This window comes from Blautia sp. AM28-27 (genome assembly GCF_003480905.1).
Classification (GTDB): Bacteria; Bacillota; Clostridia; order Lachnospirales; family Lachnospiraceae; genus Fusicatenibacter; species Fusicatenibacter saccharivorans.
On the sequence record NZ_QUJK01000001.1, the window covers coordinates 821,310 to 839,909 of the forward strand.

General features: G+C 44.8%; 17 protein-coding genes. 15 read left to right on the top strand and 2 right to left on the bottom strand.

Features of this window, described 5'->3' with window-relative positions; translation table 11 throughout:
* Positions 1-2 precede the first annotated feature (2 nt).
* The 4 genes from DW743_RS03940 (at position 3) to DW743_RS03955 (ending at position 4,904) form a co-directional block, all read left to right on the top strand.
* A complete protein-coding gene (locus DW743_RS03940; RefSeq protein WP_055265173.1) occupies positions 3-1,916 on the top strand; it encodes a PTS fructose transporter subunit IIABC in 1,914 nt (637 codons plus the stop codon).
* 68 nt (positions 1,917-1,984) lie between these two features.
* Positions 1,985-2,242, top strand: coding sequence for an HPr family phosphocarrier protein (locus DW743_RS03945; protein WP_022463097.1), 258 nt, complete (start codon positions 1,985-1,987; stop codon positions 2,240-2,242).
* 263 nt (positions 2,243-2,505) lie between these two features.
* Entirely contained in the window at positions 2,506-4,155 is a 1,650-nt protein-coding gene (gene ptsP / locus DW743_RS03950; RefSeq protein WP_055265171.1) for a phosphoenolpyruvate--protein phosphotransferase, read from the top strand.
* Positions 4,149-4,904: a DeoR/GlpR family DNA-binding transcription regulator gene (locus tag DW743_RS03955; RefSeq protein ID WP_055265168.1), complete on the top strand. Its 756-nt coding sequence runs from the start codon at positions 4,149-4,151 to the stop codon at positions 4,902-4,904. The genes ptsP and DW743_RS03955 overlap by 7 nt, the downstream gene beginning before the upstream one ends.
* Before the next feature lie 88 nt (positions 4,905-4,992).
* On the opposite strand, the gene DW743_RS03960 is transcribed toward DW743_RS03955, so the two are convergent.
* Both DW743_RS03960 and DW743_RS18620 read right to left on the bottom strand, forming a co-directional pair.
* Complete coding sequence (locus DW743_RS03960) at positions 4,993-5,439, bottom strand: hypothetical protein (protein WP_117760316.1); 447 nt, start codon at positions 5,437-5,439, stop codon at positions 4,993-4,995.
* A gap of 59 nt (positions 5,440-5,498) precedes the next feature.
* Positions 5,499-5,624: a hypothetical protein gene (locus DW743_RS18620; protein ID WP_256359687.1), complete on the bottom strand. Its 126-nt coding sequence runs from the start codon at positions 5,622-5,624 to the stop codon at positions 5,499-5,501.
* 203 nt (positions 5,625-5,827) lie between these two features.
* Here DW743_RS18620 and DW743_RS03965 point away from each other — a divergent pair, with 203 nt between their 5' ends.
* From DW743_RS03965 to DW743_RS18315, 11 genes are all read left to right on the top strand, one after another.
* Positions 5,828-7,117, top strand: a complete 1,290-nt coding sequence (locus DW743_RS03965) for a transposase (protein WP_243004525.1) — start codon at positions 5,828-5,830, stop codon at positions 7,115-7,117.
* Between the two features lie 463 nt (positions 7,118-7,580).
* On the top strand, positions 7,581-7,856 hold the full coding sequence (locus DW743_RS03970; protein ID WP_055265164.1) for a DUF6017 domain-containing protein: 276 nt from the start codon (positions 7,581-7,583) through the stop codon (positions 7,854-7,856).
* A gap of 113 nt (positions 7,857-7,969) precedes the next feature.
* A complete protein-coding gene (locus DW743_RS03975; protein ID WP_158568527.1) occupies positions 7,970-9,136 on the top strand; it encodes a leucine-rich repeat protein in 1,167 nt (388 codons plus the stop codon).
* A gap of 200 nt (positions 9,137-9,336) precedes the next feature.
* On the top strand, positions 9,337-9,666 hold the full coding sequence (locus DW743_RS03980; protein WP_117760314.1) for a hypothetical protein: 330 nt from the start codon (positions 9,337-9,339) through the stop codon (positions 9,664-9,666).
* A gap of 99 nt (positions 9,667-9,765) precedes the next feature.
* Positions 9,766-11,961 carry an Ig-like domain-containing protein gene (locus DW743_RS03985; RefSeq protein WP_158568526.1) on the top strand — a complete coding sequence of 732 codons (2,196 nt, stop codon included), beginning with the start codon at positions 9,766-9,768 and terminating at the stop codon, positions 11,959-11,961.
* Between the two features lie 339 nt (positions 11,962-12,300).
* Positions 12,301-12,723, top strand: coding sequence for an IS200/IS605 family transposase (gene tnpA, locus DW743_RS03990; protein WP_055266992.1), 423 nt, complete (start codon positions 12,301-12,303; stop codon positions 12,721-12,723).
* Positions 12,723-13,820 (top strand): IS200/IS605 family element RNA-guided endonuclease TnpB, encoded by a 1,098-nt coding sequence (gene tnpB / locus DW743_RS03995; protein ID WP_117760312.1) that lies wholly within the window; start codon positions 12,723-12,725, stop codon positions 13,818-13,820. Before tnpA ends, tnpB begins: the two co-directional genes overlap by 1 nt.
* A 988-nt stretch (positions 13,821-14,808) precedes the next feature.
* The gene (locus DW743_RS04005) at positions 14,809-15,480 is read left to right on the top strand and encodes a DUF1638 domain-containing protein (protein WP_055227877.1); all 672 of its coding nucleotides are present in this window, start codon (positions 14,809-14,811) and stop codon (positions 15,478-15,480) included.
* A gap of 475 nt (positions 15,481-15,955) precedes the next feature.
* Positions 15,956-17,536, top strand: coding sequence for an ATP-binding cassette domain-containing protein (locus DW743_RS04010; RefSeq protein ID WP_055227878.1), 1,581 nt, complete (start codon positions 15,956-15,958; stop codon positions 17,534-17,536).
* A 105-nt stretch (positions 17,537-17,641) separates the two neighbouring features.
* Positions 17,642-18,175 carry a hypothetical protein gene (locus tag DW743_RS18310; protein WP_227093459.1) on the top strand — a complete coding sequence of 178 codons (534 nt, stop codon included), beginning with the start codon at positions 17,642-17,644 and terminating at the stop codon, positions 18,173-18,175.
* A gap of 155 nt (positions 18,176-18,330) precedes the next feature.
* A complete protein-coding gene (locus tag DW743_RS18315; RefSeq protein ID WP_227093461.1) occupies positions 18,331-18,594 on the top strand; it encodes a hypothetical protein in 264 nt (87 codons plus the stop codon).
* The last annotated feature ends 6 nt before the right edge of the window (positions 18,595-18,600 follow it).

The following is an 18,600-nucleotide window of genomic DNA, read 5'->3' on the forward strand; positions in this document are numbered from 1 at the left end:
TCATGAGAATCACAGAGTTGCTGGACATCCGCAGTATTGCGCTGGATGCCGCACCGAAAAGCAAACAGGAAACGCTTGATGCAGCCGTAGCGCTGATGGTCAAAAGCGGAAAGATCACAGACGAAGATGCGTACCGTGCACAGGTTTACGCAAGAGAAGAAGAGAGCACCACAGGAATCGGAGAGGGAATTGCGATTCCGCACGGAAAATGTGATGCAGTAAACAAACCGGGCCTTGCAGCCATGGTGATCCCGAACGGCGTTGATTTTGATTCTCTCGATGGAGAGCCGGTCACCCTGCTGTTCCTCATCGCAGCGCCGAACACAAAAGACAACGTTCACCTCGATGTCTTAAGTAAACTTTCCATGATGCTGATGGATGAAGAGTTCACCAAGAGCCTTCGAAACGCAAGGACACCGGAAGAGTTCCTTGCCATTATCGACCGCGCCGATGAAGAGAAAAAGAGCGTAGATGAGCGTCTTGCAGAGCCGGTGGAAGCAAAAGAAAATCAGGTGAAGATTCTCGCCGTTACTTCCTGCCCGACCGGTATTGCCCACACTTACATGGCAGCCGAGGGAATCGAGAAAGCAGCGAAAGCAAAAGGATGCTTCGTAAAAGTCGAGACACGAGGCTCCGGCGGAGCGAAAAACGTGCTGACTGCACAGGAAATCGCCGATGCGGACTGCATCATCGTTGCAGCCGACGCACAGGTTCCGATGGATCGTTTCGACGGAAAGAAAGTCATTCAGCGCCAGGTATCCGACGGTATCAGCAAAGCAGATGAGCTGATCGAGCTTGCGATGTCCGGAAACGCACCGGTTTACAAGAGCGGCAATGCGCAGACAGCCGCAGCAAGCACGAAGAAGAACAGCGGCGGTATCGGCCACCAGCTGTACACCCAGCTGATGAATGGTGTTTCCCATATGCTTCCGTTCGTTGTCGGCGGCGGTATTCTGATCGCAATCGCATTCCTGATCGACGGACTTCTTGTTGATATGAACTCCCTTGATGCCGCAGCCAGATCAAACTTCGGTACGATTACCCCGGCTGCAGCGATGTTCAAACAGATCGGCGGCGTGGCATTCGGCTTCATGCTCCCGGTTCTTGCAGGCTACATCGCCATGGCAATCGGCGACCGGCCGGCACTTGCCCTTGGTTTTGTCGGCGGTATGATGGCATCGAGCGGAACCTCCGGTTTCCTTGGAGCACTCGTTGCCGGTTTTGCAGCAGGCTACATTATCCTTGGCCTCCGCAAAGCATGTGAGAAACTTCCGGAAGCACTCGAAAAGATTGCGCCGGTTCTGATTTACCCGGTAGTCGGCATCCTTGCGATGGGACTTCTGATGCTCTTCATTGTAGAGCCGATCATGGGAACCGTCAACACGGTACTGAACAATGGTCTTGCTTCCATGGGCGGATCCAGCAAGCTGATCCTTGGCATGATCCTCGGCGGCATGATGGCCATCGACATGGGCGGCCCGTTCAACAAAGCAGCTTACGTATTCGGAACAGCAGCCATCGCAGCAGGAAACTACGACATTATGGCATCCGTTATGATCGGCGGTATGGTTCCTCCGTGTGCGATTGCACTTGCAACCCTGCTGTTCAAAGATAAATTTACAAAAGAAGAAAGAGAATCCGGTCCGACCAACTTCATCATGGGACTCGCCTTCATCACTGAGGGTGCGATTCCATTCGCAGCAGCAGACCCGATCCACGTTCTTCCGGCCTGCATCATCGGCTCTGGCCTCGCAGGTGCGCTCTCCATGGCATTTGGCTGTACCTTAATGGCACCGCACGGCGGCATCTTCGTTGTACCGGTTATGGGAAATGCGCTGCTTTATCTGGTGGCAGTTGTCATCGGAACAGTGGTATCCGCAGTTCTGCTTGGAGTTTTAAAGAAAAAAGTTGCATAAAAGAGTAGAAAAAAGGCAGAAAACAAAGTAAAATAAAAATATCAAAGATCCTATGGGAGGAAAAAATCATGAAAGAATTTAAGTATGTTGTAACAGATCCAGAAGGAATCCACGCTCGTCCGGCAGGAATGCTGGTAAAAGCAGTCAAAGAATTTTCCTGTGATATCAAGATCGCAAAAGACGGAAAAGCCATGAACTGCAAAGCCATCTTCGGCATCATGGGACTGGCTGTAAAACAGGGCGAAGAAGTTACCCTGACCTTCGATGGAGCAGATGAAGATGCTGCATACGAAGCAATCAGCAATTTCATGAAAGAGAACTTGTAATTCTACAGAGCCATGCGGAATGGAAGAAAAAAGTGCGAATCATGCTTGCATGAATGAGTGCTTTTTTCTGGAATTCCATATGGCGAGAAGCCACATCGAAATGGAGCGTAAGCGGAATTGAGATGGGGCTCTGGAGAATTACAATATAGTAATCGGCAGGAGCGTGTTTGAAAAACTTTCTGAAACTAAGAAATCCTTTTTAAACACGCTCCGGCTGTCTGGACAGAAAATTCGGATATCGAGAACAAAGGTGGAGAAAACTTATGCAGATTTATCAGGGAAAAAGCGTATTTTCCGGCATTGCGATCGGAAAGATCCGCGTATACAAAAAGAATGAGCGTCAGGTAAAACGTGTGAAAGTAGAAAATCCGGATGCGGAGATGGCACGGTTTGAGGAAGCAAAGGCAAAAGGAATCGCACAGCTTGGCGTTCTGTATGAAAAAGCATGCAAAGAGGTTGGCGAGGCCAATGCAGCGATCTTCGAGGTACATCAGATGATGATGGAGGACGACGGCTACAACGAGTCCGTCGAGAATATTATCAAGAGCCAGGGCGTCAACGCTGAGTATGCCGTTGCAACGACAGGCGACAACTTTGCGCAGATGTTTTCTGCCATGGACGATGATTACATGAGAGAGCGCGCGGCAGACGTAAAGGATATTTCCGAGCGTCTGATCTCCATCTTAAACGGAGACGACACCGACGCATCCTTAAACGACGAACCGGCGATCATCGTGGCAGATGACCTTGCGCCGTCTGAGACGGTACAGATGGATAAGGACAAAGTTCTTTCTTTTGTTACCGTACACGGTTCTTTAAATTCCCACACCGCTATCCTTGCAAGAACCATGGCGATTCCGGCACTGGTCGGAACACCGCTTCCGCTGGATGAGAGCGTAGACGGAAAGCTCGGCATCGTGGACGGATCCGATGGAACCATCTATGTTGATCCGGACGAGGAGACTCTTGCTGCCATGCAGAAGCGTCGCACCGAGGAGGAGGAAAAGAAAAAACTGCTCCTCACCTTAAAGGGAAAAGAAAATATTACACTGGACGGACAGAAAATTCTGCTGTATGCTAATATTGGAAACATCAAAGACCTTGCGGCTGTCATGCAGAACGACGCGGGCGGCATCGGCCTGTTCCGAAGCGAGTTTATCTATCTTGAGCAGGATCACTATCCAACAGAGGAGGAGCAGTTCCGTATCTACAAACAGGCAGCAGAGACGATGGCGGGAAAACGCGTCATCATCCGTACCCTCGATATCGGTGCCGATAAACAGTGCGATTATTTCGAGATGGAAAAAGAGGAGAACCCGGCACTTGGCTGCCGTGCGATCCGCATCTGCCTGACGCGGCCGGAGATCTTCAAGACACAGCTTCGCGCGCTGTTCCGCGCAAGCGCATATGGAAAAATTGCCATTATGTATCCAATGATCACAAGTGTCGGCGAGGTTCGCCAGATCAAAGCGATTGTGGAGGAAGTAAAAGCTTCTCTCGCTGAGCAGGGCATTGAGTACGGAAATCCAGAGCAGGGTATCATGATCGAGACCCCGGCGGCTGCCATCATCAGCGATGAGCTGGCAAAAGAGGTTGATTTCTTCAGTATCGGAACGAACGACCTCAGTCAGTACACCCTCGCGATCGACCGCCAGAACACAAAGCTGGATCCGTTCTTTGATCCGCATCACCCGGCGATCCTGCGCATGATTCAGATGGTTGTGGAGAATGCACACAAAGCCGGCATCTGGGCCGGTATCTGCGGCGAACTCGGCGCTGACCAGGAGCTGACAAAAGAGTTCCTTGCGATGGGCGTAGATGAACTTTCCGTTTCTCCGGGAAGCATCCTTCCGCTCCGCAAGATCATTCTGGAAACAAACGTGGCAGAATATAAGGCAGGAAAGAAATGTTAACACAGCAGAGACATGAGATAATTTTGAAACTGTTAAAAGAAAAGGGAAGCATCACCGTGACGGAAGTCCGGGATCTTCTCGATACATCGGAGTCCACGGTACGCCGCGATATCACAGCGCTCGACAAGGAGGGCAAGCTGGAAAAGGTATTCGGCGGCGCCGTGGAAGCCGGCCAGAAGGTGACGGCACACGAGTACACCGTTGCACAGAAAAATGAGCTGAACTGCGATGCCAAACGGAAAATCGCAGAATATGCGGCATCCCTCATCGAGCCGGACGATTTCGTCTTTCTCGACGCGGGAACGACAACGGCGCATATGATCGATTTCATCCGGGCAACCTCCGCCGTTTTCGTGACAAACGCCGTTGACCACGCACGGCGGCTGGCATCACGCGGGTTTAAGGTCATTCTGGTAGGCGGCGAGCTCAAAAGCTCCACAGAAGCCGTCGTCGGAAACCAGGCAATCCGCACGATTCAGGAATACCACTTCACCAAAGGCTTTTTCGGCACCAACGGTGTCACAAGAAGAAGCGGCTGCACAACGCCGGATGTCAATGAAGCAGTAATCAAAAAGACCGCCATGGAGCAGTGCCGCCAGTGCTACGTCCTCTGTGACGCAAGCAAATTTAACAGCATCAGTTCCGTTACCTTCGCAGACTTTGAAAAACCGATTTTTATCACGGACCGGAAAGTTCCCGGGTATGAGAAGAGCAAACATATCATCGTATGCGAGACGGAGCGAAAATAAAAAGCCAACATCTTACACGCACATAAATTGCAAAGCGCCCCGGCCCTGCAGATCATTTGGATGCAGGACCGGGGCGCCGTTTACAGACTTATTCTTTGATTTCCGCCAGCGTTACATCTGGATGATGATACTGCGGACGATGTTTCAAAAATGGAACTTTAAGCAGGGTAGCATTCTTGGGACACCAGTGAAGACAGGCATAACAGGCTGCACAGGAATGTCCTCCATAAAAATACGATGCAGTAACAAAATCTTCTTTTGGCAGACTTCCGTCAGATGTAAAGTTTGTTTTTTGTTCTTTTATAAAAGATATGATAGATTTTAACCGTTCCGGTGCTTTTTTCAGTCGTTCCAGATTTTCCTGCTCTGAGCTGATTAAACAGTTGCCTGGCATCTGCAGATCAAAGACAGCCGACAGGTTTGCACCGCTGCGGGAAAGTGCCTGACTTAGGCTGACAAAAGAATTTCCGCTTTTTCCATTGTTAGAAGTCATGACGACAAAAGTATAGCAGTCAGGATTGACCGTTAACTTCAATAAAAATTCTTTTACAATCCATGGCAGATCGCTCATGTAGGTAGGAAAGACAAAACCGATTATATCGTTTTTGCAGAAAAAATTGCTTTCTGTTTTATAATATTCTCAACAGGCTGATTCAGCTCTTTTCCAATTTCTTTTGCAGCCCAAAGCGAATTACCAGTTCCGGTAAAATAAAAAATCATAAGTTTTTCCCTCTCTTTTTGAAGTTTATGACGGAGAAAATATTTTTATCCGTTTGCTTTATATTATTTTAAAACTATGATGTTGGGGTCAAAAGCCCCTCTATAGTACCTTGAAAAGTTCATATATTTTGTAGTAAATACAAGCCTAAATGGTTTACTTGCTGTATAATAGAGATATCTTAGTAGGAAAGAAGGCAATCTCTATGTCATTCAAAGAAAATACTTACCAGCAAATGTCATTTACAGATAGTTTTTCTGGATTAACTGCCAGAGAACAAAAAGCATTGGAAAAATCCTGGGCAAAAGTCTTTGCCGATGAAATATTTCCTGCCATTGATGAAAAGCGTTTTTCTGTCTTATACAGCGATAAGGCATCCAGACCGAATACTCCGGTCAACGTGATTGTTGGTGCGCTCATTATCAAAGAGCTTTTTGATTATTCCGATGACGAGATGGTCGAAAATCTTATGCTGGATTTTCGAATTCAGTACGCACTGCACACAACAAGTTTTGAAGAACAGTCTTTGAGTGACAAGACCTTAAGCCGTTTCCCCAAGAGGTGCTATGATTATGAAACACTTCACAACAAGGATCTTTATCATGATTGTGTGAAAGATTTAAGTGCTTCCATTGCAAAACTGGTGGGAATCAGCGGTAAAGTCAGGCGTATGGATTCCATGATGATCGAATCCAACGTCCGCAGGCTCAGCCGAATGGAACTGATATACACCTGCATTGCAAAGCTGGTGATGTATGTGAATAAAATCAATGGTTCCGCTCTGTCTGACGATTTAAAACATTATATCGATCCTAACGATTTTAACAGAGTGATTTATCATCAGCGCAGTACCGATGCAGATGAGCGCATGAAGCAGCTCTTAACGGATGCGGATAAACTTCTTGCCCTGTGTGAGTCTGATTACAATGATTCAACAGAGTATGATCTGTTTGTCAGATGCCTGTCAGAACAGACCATTGTTGAAAATGAAAACCGAAGACTCCGCACGAAAGAAGACGGCGGCATGAAATCAACCATGCTGCAGAATCCTTCTGACCCTGAAGCGACATTCCGGAATAAAGCAGGAAAAGAGCATCGAGGATATGCTGCTAATCTTGAAGAATCCGTTGGAGCCAATGGTTCTGTTGTAACAGAGTACCAGTATGAGCAAAACAACCATAGTGACAGTCAGTTTATCCAGGAGCACCTTGCGCAGATGGATAACCAGGAAGAACGGACTGTTATAGTCACGGATGGAGCATATAGTGGAACAGAAAACACACAACTTGCAGCTCATAAAAACGTAGAACTGATTACCACAAGTCTGACGGAGAAACCGGCTCCGGATATCCTTGCTGATTTTGAATTCAACGAAGAGGGAACAAAAGTCCTCCGATGTCCAGCCGGCCATGCACCGAAAAGCTGTTCTTATATGAAACCAAGCAATCAGTGTGCCGTTTCCTCTCTGCATGAGCAGTGTGCCAACTGTCCGTAGCAGGATCAATGCAAGCCGAAGATCTTTAAGAAGGTTGTAAAAATAGTAACATCCAAAGCAGCGCATGAACGTGCGAAAATCCAACGGAACATGAATAGCAAAGAATTCAAAAATTATGCAAGGCTGCGTAATGGAGTGGAAACTGTTCCATCGAATATACGCAAGAATTACCACTTGGAAAAGATACCTCGTGGGAAACAGCGGGGCAAGTTCTTTTTCGGTTCCAAGATAGCAGCATTGAATTTCAGAAAACTCTTCAACTATGTGAAGGGTTTAGGACATTACGCTCAAAATCCGGTACTTGTATAAAATCAAGGAAGGGAATACCAGCGTATATCCGAAGAAATCCGGTATTACACTACAAAATATGAATTTTTCAAGGTGCTATAGAAATAGAGGACAAAGTTATTTATGGTTTTGACCCTAACATCATAATATAAAGCGGGGAACAAAAAGAGGTGGGATGGATATGATGGATCGGATATCTGCCTACCGGGAACTGATTCGGAAAAATATTGATTACGAGAACTACCCGCCGATCTATAACAAGCAGGAAGTGGATGAACTGATCGAGCTGATTGTAGAAACCCTAATGCTGCCGCCGGATGCAGGAACAATTCGGATTGGAGGAAAGGAACGTCCTGTTCCGATTGTAAAAAGCATGTTCCTGAAGCTGGATAAAGATCATATCTGTTATATCCTGAAGTGCCTGCACAATACGGAAAAGAAAAAAGAGTAAAAATGGCCGTATCAAAAAAACAGCCAGCGAAAAAAAGGCAGAAAAAGAAAAGCAGCTTGTGGATCATAGCGTTGATTGCTGTTATTTTGCTGATTCTTGTTGGAGTCGTATTTTTGGTACTGCCAAAATTTCGAAAAGAAGCTGCACCGGAAAAACCGGAAACGATCAAGGTGGAAGCTGCAGAGAAAAGCTATGCTGCCGGAAGTCGGCTTTCAGAAAAAAATTTCCGCGTATACGGAATATCCGGGAAACAGAAACAGCTTCTGGATGCAGATACATACAGCGTGTCACCGGCTAAAGTGCCGGCACATGGTCACAGTGTTACCGTAGAGGTTTCCTCCAAGGCATATCCGGATATCAAGGCAGAGATAACAGTGCTTATTGACCGTGATGAAAGTGTTAGGTATAAAATCGGCAGAGAAAATCCAGATGATGTGGAGGCTATCCTGTATTCCAACGGGGATCTAGAAATATCCGGAAAAGGAAGCGTCCGGAATTTCAAATCAGATTCTGCGCCATGGAAGAAAGATTCTGTTAAACGGCTGACCTGGATTGATCCGGAGGCAGAAGTGGAAAGCATGGACTACTGGTTTACAGGAAATGACGAATACCTGGAAACATTGTGCCGCATTCCGGACACAGTGAGAAGCATGGTGGAAACATTCAAAAATGCCACAGCGATGACCAGTATGCCGGATATGTCTGGTGCGGTCCGGCTGGAAGATATTACATCCTGCGCAGAAGGGTGTATTGCACTGGAAAAGGCCATGGAACTTCCAGGGAATATAAAACAGGCAAAAAAAGCATTTTACGGTGATACGGCGCTGATCGATGGAGCCGATACAACAGCCTGTATGCAGTTGGAGAACATGGATTCCATGTATTACGGCTGTATGGCTCTGGCATCTGTCCAGATTCCGGACAGTGCGAAAGAACTTTCGAATATCTGCAATGGCTGCGTCAACCTGAAAGAAGTACATATCCCATCGTCTGCACAGAAAATGAACAGCAGTTTTTTCGGATGTACCGCACTGGAATCCATAACCGGTGAAATCCCATCTTCCTGTACGGATAGCGGGAACCTGTTTTCCGGCTGTAAGTTCCTGAGTGGAACACTTACCGTTTCCTGTACATCCAAGACAACCCTTTCAAGCTCGTTTTCGGACGCTGCAACGGCTGGAACAGGACTTACGATCATTTACGGTACGATGCAGAAAAATCGCAGGAAACGGCCAATACGGGCTTCTACGGGGGAACAAAAAGTGCAGATGAAATCCTGAACGCATTAAAGGCATCTATGGAAGCCGCATTCAGCAGCGGAAGCCATATTACAATAACAACAAATGCAAATAAAACAGAGGGGTGATTAGAATGTAATAAAAATGCAATATGAAAAATAGCAAAAGACTCTTGTAATTACGGAATTGGAAAGGTAATATGATAATATGATCCAAAGAAATAAAAAAGGGGGAGAAACCATATGGACATGAAAGAGCTTCGAAAAAATGCAGAAAAAGTAATAGCAGAACGTTTTCCGAATTTCAATTTTTCCACACTGGACTGGGGAGAGCTTGATCCATTCTATCTGGAGCATCCGGAAGAAATACCGATTGAGCATGAGTTTGTTGGCTACCGGCAGGATGGTGATGTAGCGGAAGATTACCAGGGAAATCTGTATCTGGTTCTTTGTGATCCAGGAATCCACCCGATCGGAAGTGTATGCATGGAACAGTCCGAACTGGACGATGCCGTAAAACTTGGAAAACGGGAAGATTATACCGGGGAACTTCTGGAAGAAATTCCGGAGTAAAAAGTGAAATAACAAAACAAGGAATCCCGTGTCAAACGTTGACATGGAATTCAAACAGAAAAATCGGTGTCAATGTTTGACACGGACGGAGGAAAAAGTATGAGAAAAAGAATCGCAATGGTACTTCTTGGCCTGAGCCTGGCAGTAGGTACACCGGCCGCAACAAATATGTTCCCAACAGTTTCTGCCCAGACAGTACAGGCAGCTGGAAAAACCGGATGGACGCAGGAGTCCGGAACCTGGTATTTTTATAAAGACGGTGTAAAACAGACCGGCTGGCAGACCTGGGACGGAAAAAAATATTATCTGAATGCAGACGGAACCATGAAAGCAAATGAGTGGATGATTGATACGGATGGATCGGTTTACTACTTCCGCAGCTGGGGTGGAGCTTACCTGAACTGCAAGGCAAGAATCAACGGCAGAAGTTATACATTCGGTGCAGACAGTAAGGTACAGGGTTCCCAGTGGGTTGTAAAAGGTGGAAAATGGTATCTGGTGAAAGACGGAAAAATTGCAACGGGCTGGCAGACCTGGGATGGAAATAAATACTACATGAATAGTGATGGAAGTATGCGCTCCAATGAGTGGAGACTGGATGATACAGGGAAAATCCGCTATCTGTGCAGCTGGGGCGGCGCATATAAGAACAGATCTGCCAAAATCAACGGACGCTCCTACACTTTTGATGGTAATGCTAATGTAACCAACATGCAGTGGATCGTGATGGATGGACAGTGGAAACTGGCAAAAGATGGAAAAATTGCAACGGGCTGGCAGACCTGGGACAATAACCGTTACTATCTGAACGCAGACGGAACCATGAAAGCAAATGAATCTTTCACGGACGGGGGAAAAACCTATTTCTTCTGCAGCTGGGGCGGAGCTTATAAAAACTGCTGGCAGACCTGGAACGGAAAAAAATATTACCTGCATGATAACGGTGCAGCATATCAGAATGAGTGGCTGAAAACCGGCGGAAAATGGTACTGGTTCCAGGCAGACAGCACCATGGCAGTGAACACAAGCTTTACATACAAAGATAACCTGTATTTTGTAGACGGAAATGGAATTATGCTTTCCGGATGCTGGAAAGAGGAGAACGGAGCAAAATACTATATCCGGAGCTGGGGCGGAGCCTGCAAGGATATGCAGATGAAGATTTCCGGAAAGACCTATTATTTTGGATCAAATTGCAAGATGGTAACGGATCAGACGGTAAATGGGAACTATTATGGAAAAGATGGTGTGTTGACCACAAAGCCGGACCCGAAACCAACAGAGACACCGAAACCGACGGAGACACCGAAACCAACGGAGACATCGAAACCAACAGAGACACCGAAACCAACGGAGACACCAAAACCAACGGAGACACCAAAACCGACGGAGACACCAAAACCGACGGAAACGCCAAAGCCGACAGAGACACCGAAGCCAACAGAGACACCAGCAGAAACCGTTTATGCAACAAGCGTAACAATTACACCGAACAGTAATCTGGAATTAACTGAAGTTGGACAGACACTGCAGCTGGCCGCAACCGTATATCCGGAAAATGCAACCAACAAAGCGGTAAAATGGACTTCGGATGATCCAGAAGTAGCAAGCGTAGATGAAAATGGACTTGTAACCGTTCATAAAAAAAATGGTATGCGAAAAGTTATTATCTCAGCTGATGCAATGGGATCTAAGCCAGACGGAGGTGTTGTTGGAAGATACGTAGAAGTAAAAATTAATATCCCATATACCAATGAAGAGGCTCTTGGAATGACTGTTTACGATCAGGAAGTTTCCAGAAAGATTTTCGACCTGGTAAATGAAGAACGTGTAAAAGAAGGACATGCAGCCATGATCTGGGATGATATGGTACCGCGTTCAAGGAGTATTGCAGTGGCGGGTTATCATATGATGAAGTCTATTACTGAACCTGGATATGGTACACCGGATAATATGGCATTACATTCTGGTGGTCAGAATGGTTGTGGTGGAGATTTACTTTTTACAGACACAGATGATCTCGCACAGCAGATTTTCAATCTTTGGATGTCTTCACCAGGGCATAAGGCAAACCAAATGGATGATTATAATTCGCATGGTTTTATAGCGGTTATGTACAGCCAACCAAAAGCCTACGCAGGTAAAAATTATATTAACTTTTCGGCTATCTTTTCATTTGGAAATCATAAAACCGATCAACTGGGAACGTGGGAAACAGATAATGTTGGAATGGACTCGGTTCTTGGCATGACAGAAGATGATTACAACTTGATCACAAACTACTTTATCCGATAAAAAAGAATCCCCTCTCGTAGACGAATTACGAGAGGGGATTTGTATGTCGAAGAGGTAGTAAAATAGTCGATGATATGCTATACTGAATCTAATCAGATCAGAACGTGATAGGGATAGTCTGATGGTTGTCCTTTCTGGAAACAGAAAGGGGGTAATGCCAATGAATACAATGGAAGTGTTGACACTTTTACTTGTTGTTTTTGCGGCGTTATCCAATGCGTCGTAAAACTTCTTGCTTTAGCTATGGGGATATAAGACGCGTCCATCGAATTTACGCAAGTAATTGAGATGGACAAAATAGTGGTTGTATTAAATGGGAAAATATAGTATAATACAAACATGAATACAACATATAAATCAAACAACAATGTCGTCTATTCGTGCAAATACCATGTAGTATGGTGTCCTAAATATAGACGAAAAGTATTAACCAATGGTGTAGATACCAGGTTGAAGGAACTGCTCACAGAGTATGCTGCAAATCTTTCTGTAGAGATTCTGGAAATGGAAATCATGCCGGATCATGTTCATATGCTGCTGGAAGTAGAACCTCAGTTTGGTATTCACAAAGCCGTAAAATCTTTCAAAGGCTATACTTCCAGAATTTTAAGACAGGAATTTCCATATCTTAAAACTAAGATGCCGACGCTTTGGACAAACAGCTATTTTGTATCGACGGTGGGTGGTGCTCCGCTGGAAGCAGTAAAACAGTATATCGAAAACCAGAAAACATCGCAGAGACAAAAGGATAAGATGGGATAATGCAAAAAGGGATCAAATTCAGAATCTACCCGAATAAAGGACAGAAAGCCTTCATTCACCAGACGCTGGGATGCTGCAGGTTCATCTATAACCGGGGACTTGCCATGCGTAAGGAAGGCTATGAAAAAGGGGAAAAAATCGGCTATGGCCAGACTTCTGCCATGCTGACGGAACTGAAAAAGCAGGAAGAGTTTGCTTTTCTGAAAGAAGTCGATTCCATCGCATTACAGCAGTCATTGCGGGATCTTGACCGGGGATTTGTAAACTTTTTTCAAAAAAGAGCGTCCCATCCAACTTTCAAAAGCAAACATAACCATTTTCAGTCGTACAGAACGGTAAATCAAAAAGACAACATTCGTATCGTGGGAAGATATATCAAACTTCCGAAGCTCGGATATGTGAAAGTGCGTCAGTCAATGGAAGTGGGAAACATTCATCACGTAACCATTGAGCATACGCCATCCGGAAAATATTTTGCGGTTCTGAATGTTGAATCTGAACCGGAACCGCGACCTAATCAGGGTGGAACGATTGGGATTGATGTTGGAATCAAAACATTCTATTCTGACAGCAACGGAAATACAGTAGCGAATCCCAAATATCTGGAACGCTCGATGCGAAAACTTGTAAGGGAACAGCGCAGACTTTCCCGAAGAGAGAAAGGATCCCATAACCGGGATAAGCAGCGAATTCGAGTTGCCAAAGTACATGAAAAAGTAACGAATCAAAGAAATGATTTCCTGCAGAAACAGTCAACGATGCTGGTGTGTGAAAACCAAACCATCTGCATCGAAGACCTGCATGTAAAAGGAATGATCCGGAACCATAAACTGGCAAAGTCGATAGCCAGTGTTTCGTGGGCAAAGTTTTTCGAGATGCTGGAATATAAAGCTGTGTGGTATGGAAATGAAATCCGCAAAGTACCAACGATGTATCCGAGCAGCCAGACCTGCAGTTCCTGTGGCTATCGGAATCCGCTGGTGAAAAATCTGCGCATTCGTATCTGGGAGTGCCCCGGCTGTCACGCAGTTCATGACCGGGATACGAATGCAGGCATCAATATTTTGAAAAAAGGACTGCAGCTGCAGTCGGCATAAAGATAAGAAAACTGTACCGCAGGGCATGCGGGAACAGTATAAATATAGCCTGTGGACACCGTGTAAGACATTGCAGTACCGTAAGGTATTTGCCAATGCAATGGTGGAAGAAACAGGAATCCCCCTGCTTTAGCTGTGGGGAGTGTCAACTTACATAGACAACCACCGCAAATAGCAAGAGGGCTATTCCCTATTGGCAGTAGGGGATAGCCTTTGTCTCTTGTTGCTTTTTTGTAATAATTTAAATTATTTCAGAAAGTACAACCACTGACACGGAAATATCCTTGATTGCTTCTGATTTGATTATAAGCTGCCAGACGGAAAAAGTCAAGCAGCATGGGGGATGCGCAGAGTTTTGTGTATTCCTTTTTGTTGAAAAAATAGAATATTCTGTCTGGACTTGTTGTTTTTGCTAAGAAGTCAAGGTAACGTTTATGAAGCGATATTTCAGAGACGTTACCTTTTTTATAAAAAAATCTGTGGTTTTAGACGATAAAAATGTCATCTTTTTTGAGAAAATGTCATGTTCTTATATGAAACCAAGCAATCAGTGTGCCGTTTCCTTTCTGCATGAGCAGTGTGCCAACTGTCCGTAGCAGGATCAATGCAAGCCGAAGATCTTTAAGAAGGTTGTAAAAATAGTAACATCCAAAGCAGCGCATGAACGTGCGAAAATCCAACGGAACATGAATAGCAAAGAATTCAAAAATTATGCAAGGCTGCGTAATGGAGTGGAAACTGTTCCATCGAATATACGCAAGAATTACCACTTGGAAAAGATACCTCGTGGGAAACAGCGGGGCAAGTTCTTTTTCGGTTCCAAGATAGCAGCATTGAATTTCAGAAAACTCTTTATAGAAATAGAGGACAAAGTTATTTATGGTTTTGACCCCAACATCAAAACTATTGTAGTATAACATAGAAAGAAAAACTTACGGTAAACGACGCAGATAAATCAATTTTTATATATTGTACGAGGAGCACGAATATGGAAAAAGAAACCGTCATTTTGACTTGCAGTTCGCTGGAACGTTATGTGAAACGGGCACAGGAGAAGATGCATACCAATTATCCGATTATAGTCATTGACCGGATCTATCACGTAGAGCCGGCGACTATGAAAACGGTGATCTGGCAGGAACTGGAAAAAAGAAAAAGGAAGCCGGATACGATTCTGGCTGCCATGGGATTTTGCGGAGGAGTTTGGGACCAGGTGCGGGCACAGGTAAGGACTGTGATTCCAAGAGTAGATGATTGTGTGTCCCTGCTTTTAGCCACAGATGACCGGTACATCCCCAACCGCAAGGAGAGCGGGCATCTGTATCTTTATGAGGATGAGCCCGAAAAATTTTCTGTGTTATCACTATTGAAAGATTATCGGAAAGCATCCAAGGAATTTCAGGGACTAGATGAAGAAACGTTGTTCCACATGTGGTTTGACCAGTATTATTTTCTGGATATCATTGATACCGGGTATAATGATTGTTATGAACTTGCGTATGCGGAGCAGGCGCAGAAAAATGCAGATATGATTCATGCAGCGTTGGACTATGTGCAGGGAAGTAACCGAATCCTGGAAAAACTGGTGTCGGGAGAATGGGATGAGCAGTTTCTGGTAGCTGAACCCGGGCATTTGATCCGGCATGGGGATTTTTTCTGAGTGGAAAAGGATGTTCCAGCCCAGAGATCTGGCATTTTTGGAAGGTCTTGTACTATTTTTATGTAAAATGGAAAGATGCTGAGAAATTAGTTTGGCATTGACAGATCAGCAAATCTGTGATATTGTCCAACTATGCATAGAGCATATTTGAAAAATGCTTTTCGAAGACGCTTTAAAGCATGAATAGAAAAAAGAAAGAACATGAACGTGTAAAGGTGAGGGAATGTATCTGAAATAATTTAAGCTGGAAAACACAATTGTATTTTGGTAAGACCTGTTTGAAACGGGTTATTTTGTGTACGCTTAAATTAGATACTTAGACGATTCGTTATGTTCCGACACCAGTGCCATGCACGCTGTGTCTGTTTAGGATGCGGGTCTGTTTTGCGTACGCAAAGCGGGCTCGCTTTTTAAATACTCTAGGCAGAATTTTTTATGCCGTGAGAAAAAGAAAAACAGGCAGAAGGGAGTTTTTATGGCACAGATCAATGTCAGTAATCTAACCTTTGGGTATGAAGGAAGTTATGATACAATCTTTGAAAATGTATCGTTTTCAATCGACACTAGCTGGAAGCTTGGTTTTGTGGGAAGAAACGGAAAGGGAAAGACAACGTTTCTTCAGTTACTCCTGGGAAAATACGAATACCAGGGAGCGATCACCCGATCGGTTGTCTTCGATTATTTTCCGTATCCGGTGAAACAAAAAGATCTGGAACGGACAGCAGCGGAGCTGATGGAAGACTGGAAAGCGGGAGTAGAGAGCTGGAGAGTTCTTTGTGAATTGGAAAAAGTGGATATGGACGCAGAACTTTTGTACAGACCATTTGGTACGTTAAGCTTTGGGGAGCGGACCAGGGTTATGCTTGCAGTCCTTTTTTCCGGTGAAAATGATTTTCTGCTGATCGATGAACCCACCAACCATTTGGATCAGGACGCCAGAGAGATTATCAAAAAATATCTGGCGTCAAAAAAAGGATTTATTCTGGTATCCCACGACAGGGATCTGCTGGATGCCTGCATCGATCATGTGCTGGTTTTAAACCGGGCCTCGATCGAAGTACAGAGCGGCAATTTTTCCAGCTGGTGGGAAAACAAGGAAAAAGCAGATCATTTTGCCAGAATGGAACATGAAAAACGTGTAAAAGAAATTGGAAAACTAAAGGCAGCCGCCGACTGTTCTTCGCGCTGGGCAGAAAAAAATGAAAATACCAAGATTGGATATGATCCAGCCAAAGAACATGACAGATCGATATCGACACGATCGTATATCGGAGCAAAGACGAAGAAAATGCAGTCGCGCGTCAAAGCGTACGAGGAGAGAATGGACCGGGAGATCGAGAAAAAGGAAGGGCTGTTAAAAGATATCGAAACGGTAAAAGATTTAAAGATTATGCCGCTTTCCCATTACAAAGAACGGCTGATCGAATGCAGGGATTTTTCCTTAAAATATCGGGATGGAAAAGAACATGTGATCACCGGATTGAATTTTGAACTGAAACAAGGAGACCGTGTTTTTCTGAAAGGAAAAAATGGCTGTGGAAAATCCAGCCTGATCAAGTATATTCTGACGCAGAACCTGCAAAATTCTTCCAATGGCGGAATCGAAAAGCGGAAAATTACGATGTCCGGATGCGAAAATCTTTCCGGCGAAAATATAATGGCAACGGGTACCTGTTCGATTGCCTCAAATCTCGTCATTTCCTATATCAACCAGGATACCTCGCATCTGTCCGGAACACTGAAAGAATTTGCCAAAAAGCAGGAAATTGATGAGCCAATGCTCCTTTCCATGTTGCGCAGCCTGGATCTGGACAGAGAACAGTTTGTAAAAAACATGGAGGAATTTTCCGAGGGACAGAAGAAAAAAGTATTGATTGCTGCCAGCCTTTTAACACCTGCGTATCTCTATCTGTGGGATGAACCGCTGAATTATATTGATGTATTTTCACGGATGCAGATTGAGAAACTGATTGCGCAGTTCCAGCCAACGATGCTGATCGTGGAGCATGATGCAAGGTTTGCCAAAAAGCTGGCAACGAAAGTGGTAGAGCTTTGACCAGAAGAATAAACGGAAAGGTTATGACTGAAAAAAAACGAGACTTCTTATGGAGGTCTCGTTTTGCTATGATTAAAAATAGTAAAAAAAGGAGGAATTCACATTATGACAAAAAGAAAAATAATGCTGATTACGGTTTGCTTTGCTATTTTTGCTATATCGCTTCTGCTATCCAGACAGTTTTTTAAAAGCGCTGGAAAAAGGAATATGGATGTTCCGGCAGCGGGATCTGAACAGATAGAGGATTCAAAGGATACAGAAGAAATGACAGAGCTGGAAGAAACAGAAAGAACAGCAGCATCAGAAGGGGCAGCAGAACCGGAAAAAGTGGAAAATGTTACCATAGGAAGTGAGAAATACCGGGGATTTATCCTGGATTGTGTCCTGCATTCGGAGCAGGAGGGGGATATTCATTATAATGTATATATTCCGGATTCTTATGACGGAACAAAAGAATATGCATTATATGTAACACTGCCCGGCTATCAGGGACTGTACTTTCAAGGTGTGGGGGAAAATATCAGGACAGAGGATTTTGGTTTTGAGGCACAAAAATACAATTCGGAGATAATTATCGTAGCACCGCAGTTAAATGACTGGGGTGAGACATCCGCGGATCAGGCAATCGAGCTGACGTAGTATCTTCTTGAGAATTATAAGATCAATCCGGAAAAGTATATAGTAACGGCTATTCCGGCGGAGGAGAAACGCTGGCGCTGATCCTGGGAAAAAAGCCGGAACTGTTTACTGCAGCGCTCATGTGCAGCTCCAAATGGGATGGAGTATATGAACCGGTGACAGAGGCAAAAACACCGGTCTATTTTGTGATTGGCGAAAGTGATGAATATTATGGATCAGAACCGTTTAAAGAAGCGTATCAGATTTTATATGAGCTGTATGCAGAGCAGGGTTTAGCAAAATCCGAAATAGACAATTTGCTGGTACTGGATATAAAAGAGAAAAATTACTTTGCAGGAACGAAAGTGACTTATCAGCACGGAGGCGGTTATCTGTTCTGTCGGGATGAAAAAATTATGGGATGGCTGTTTGGACATTAAGAGTCA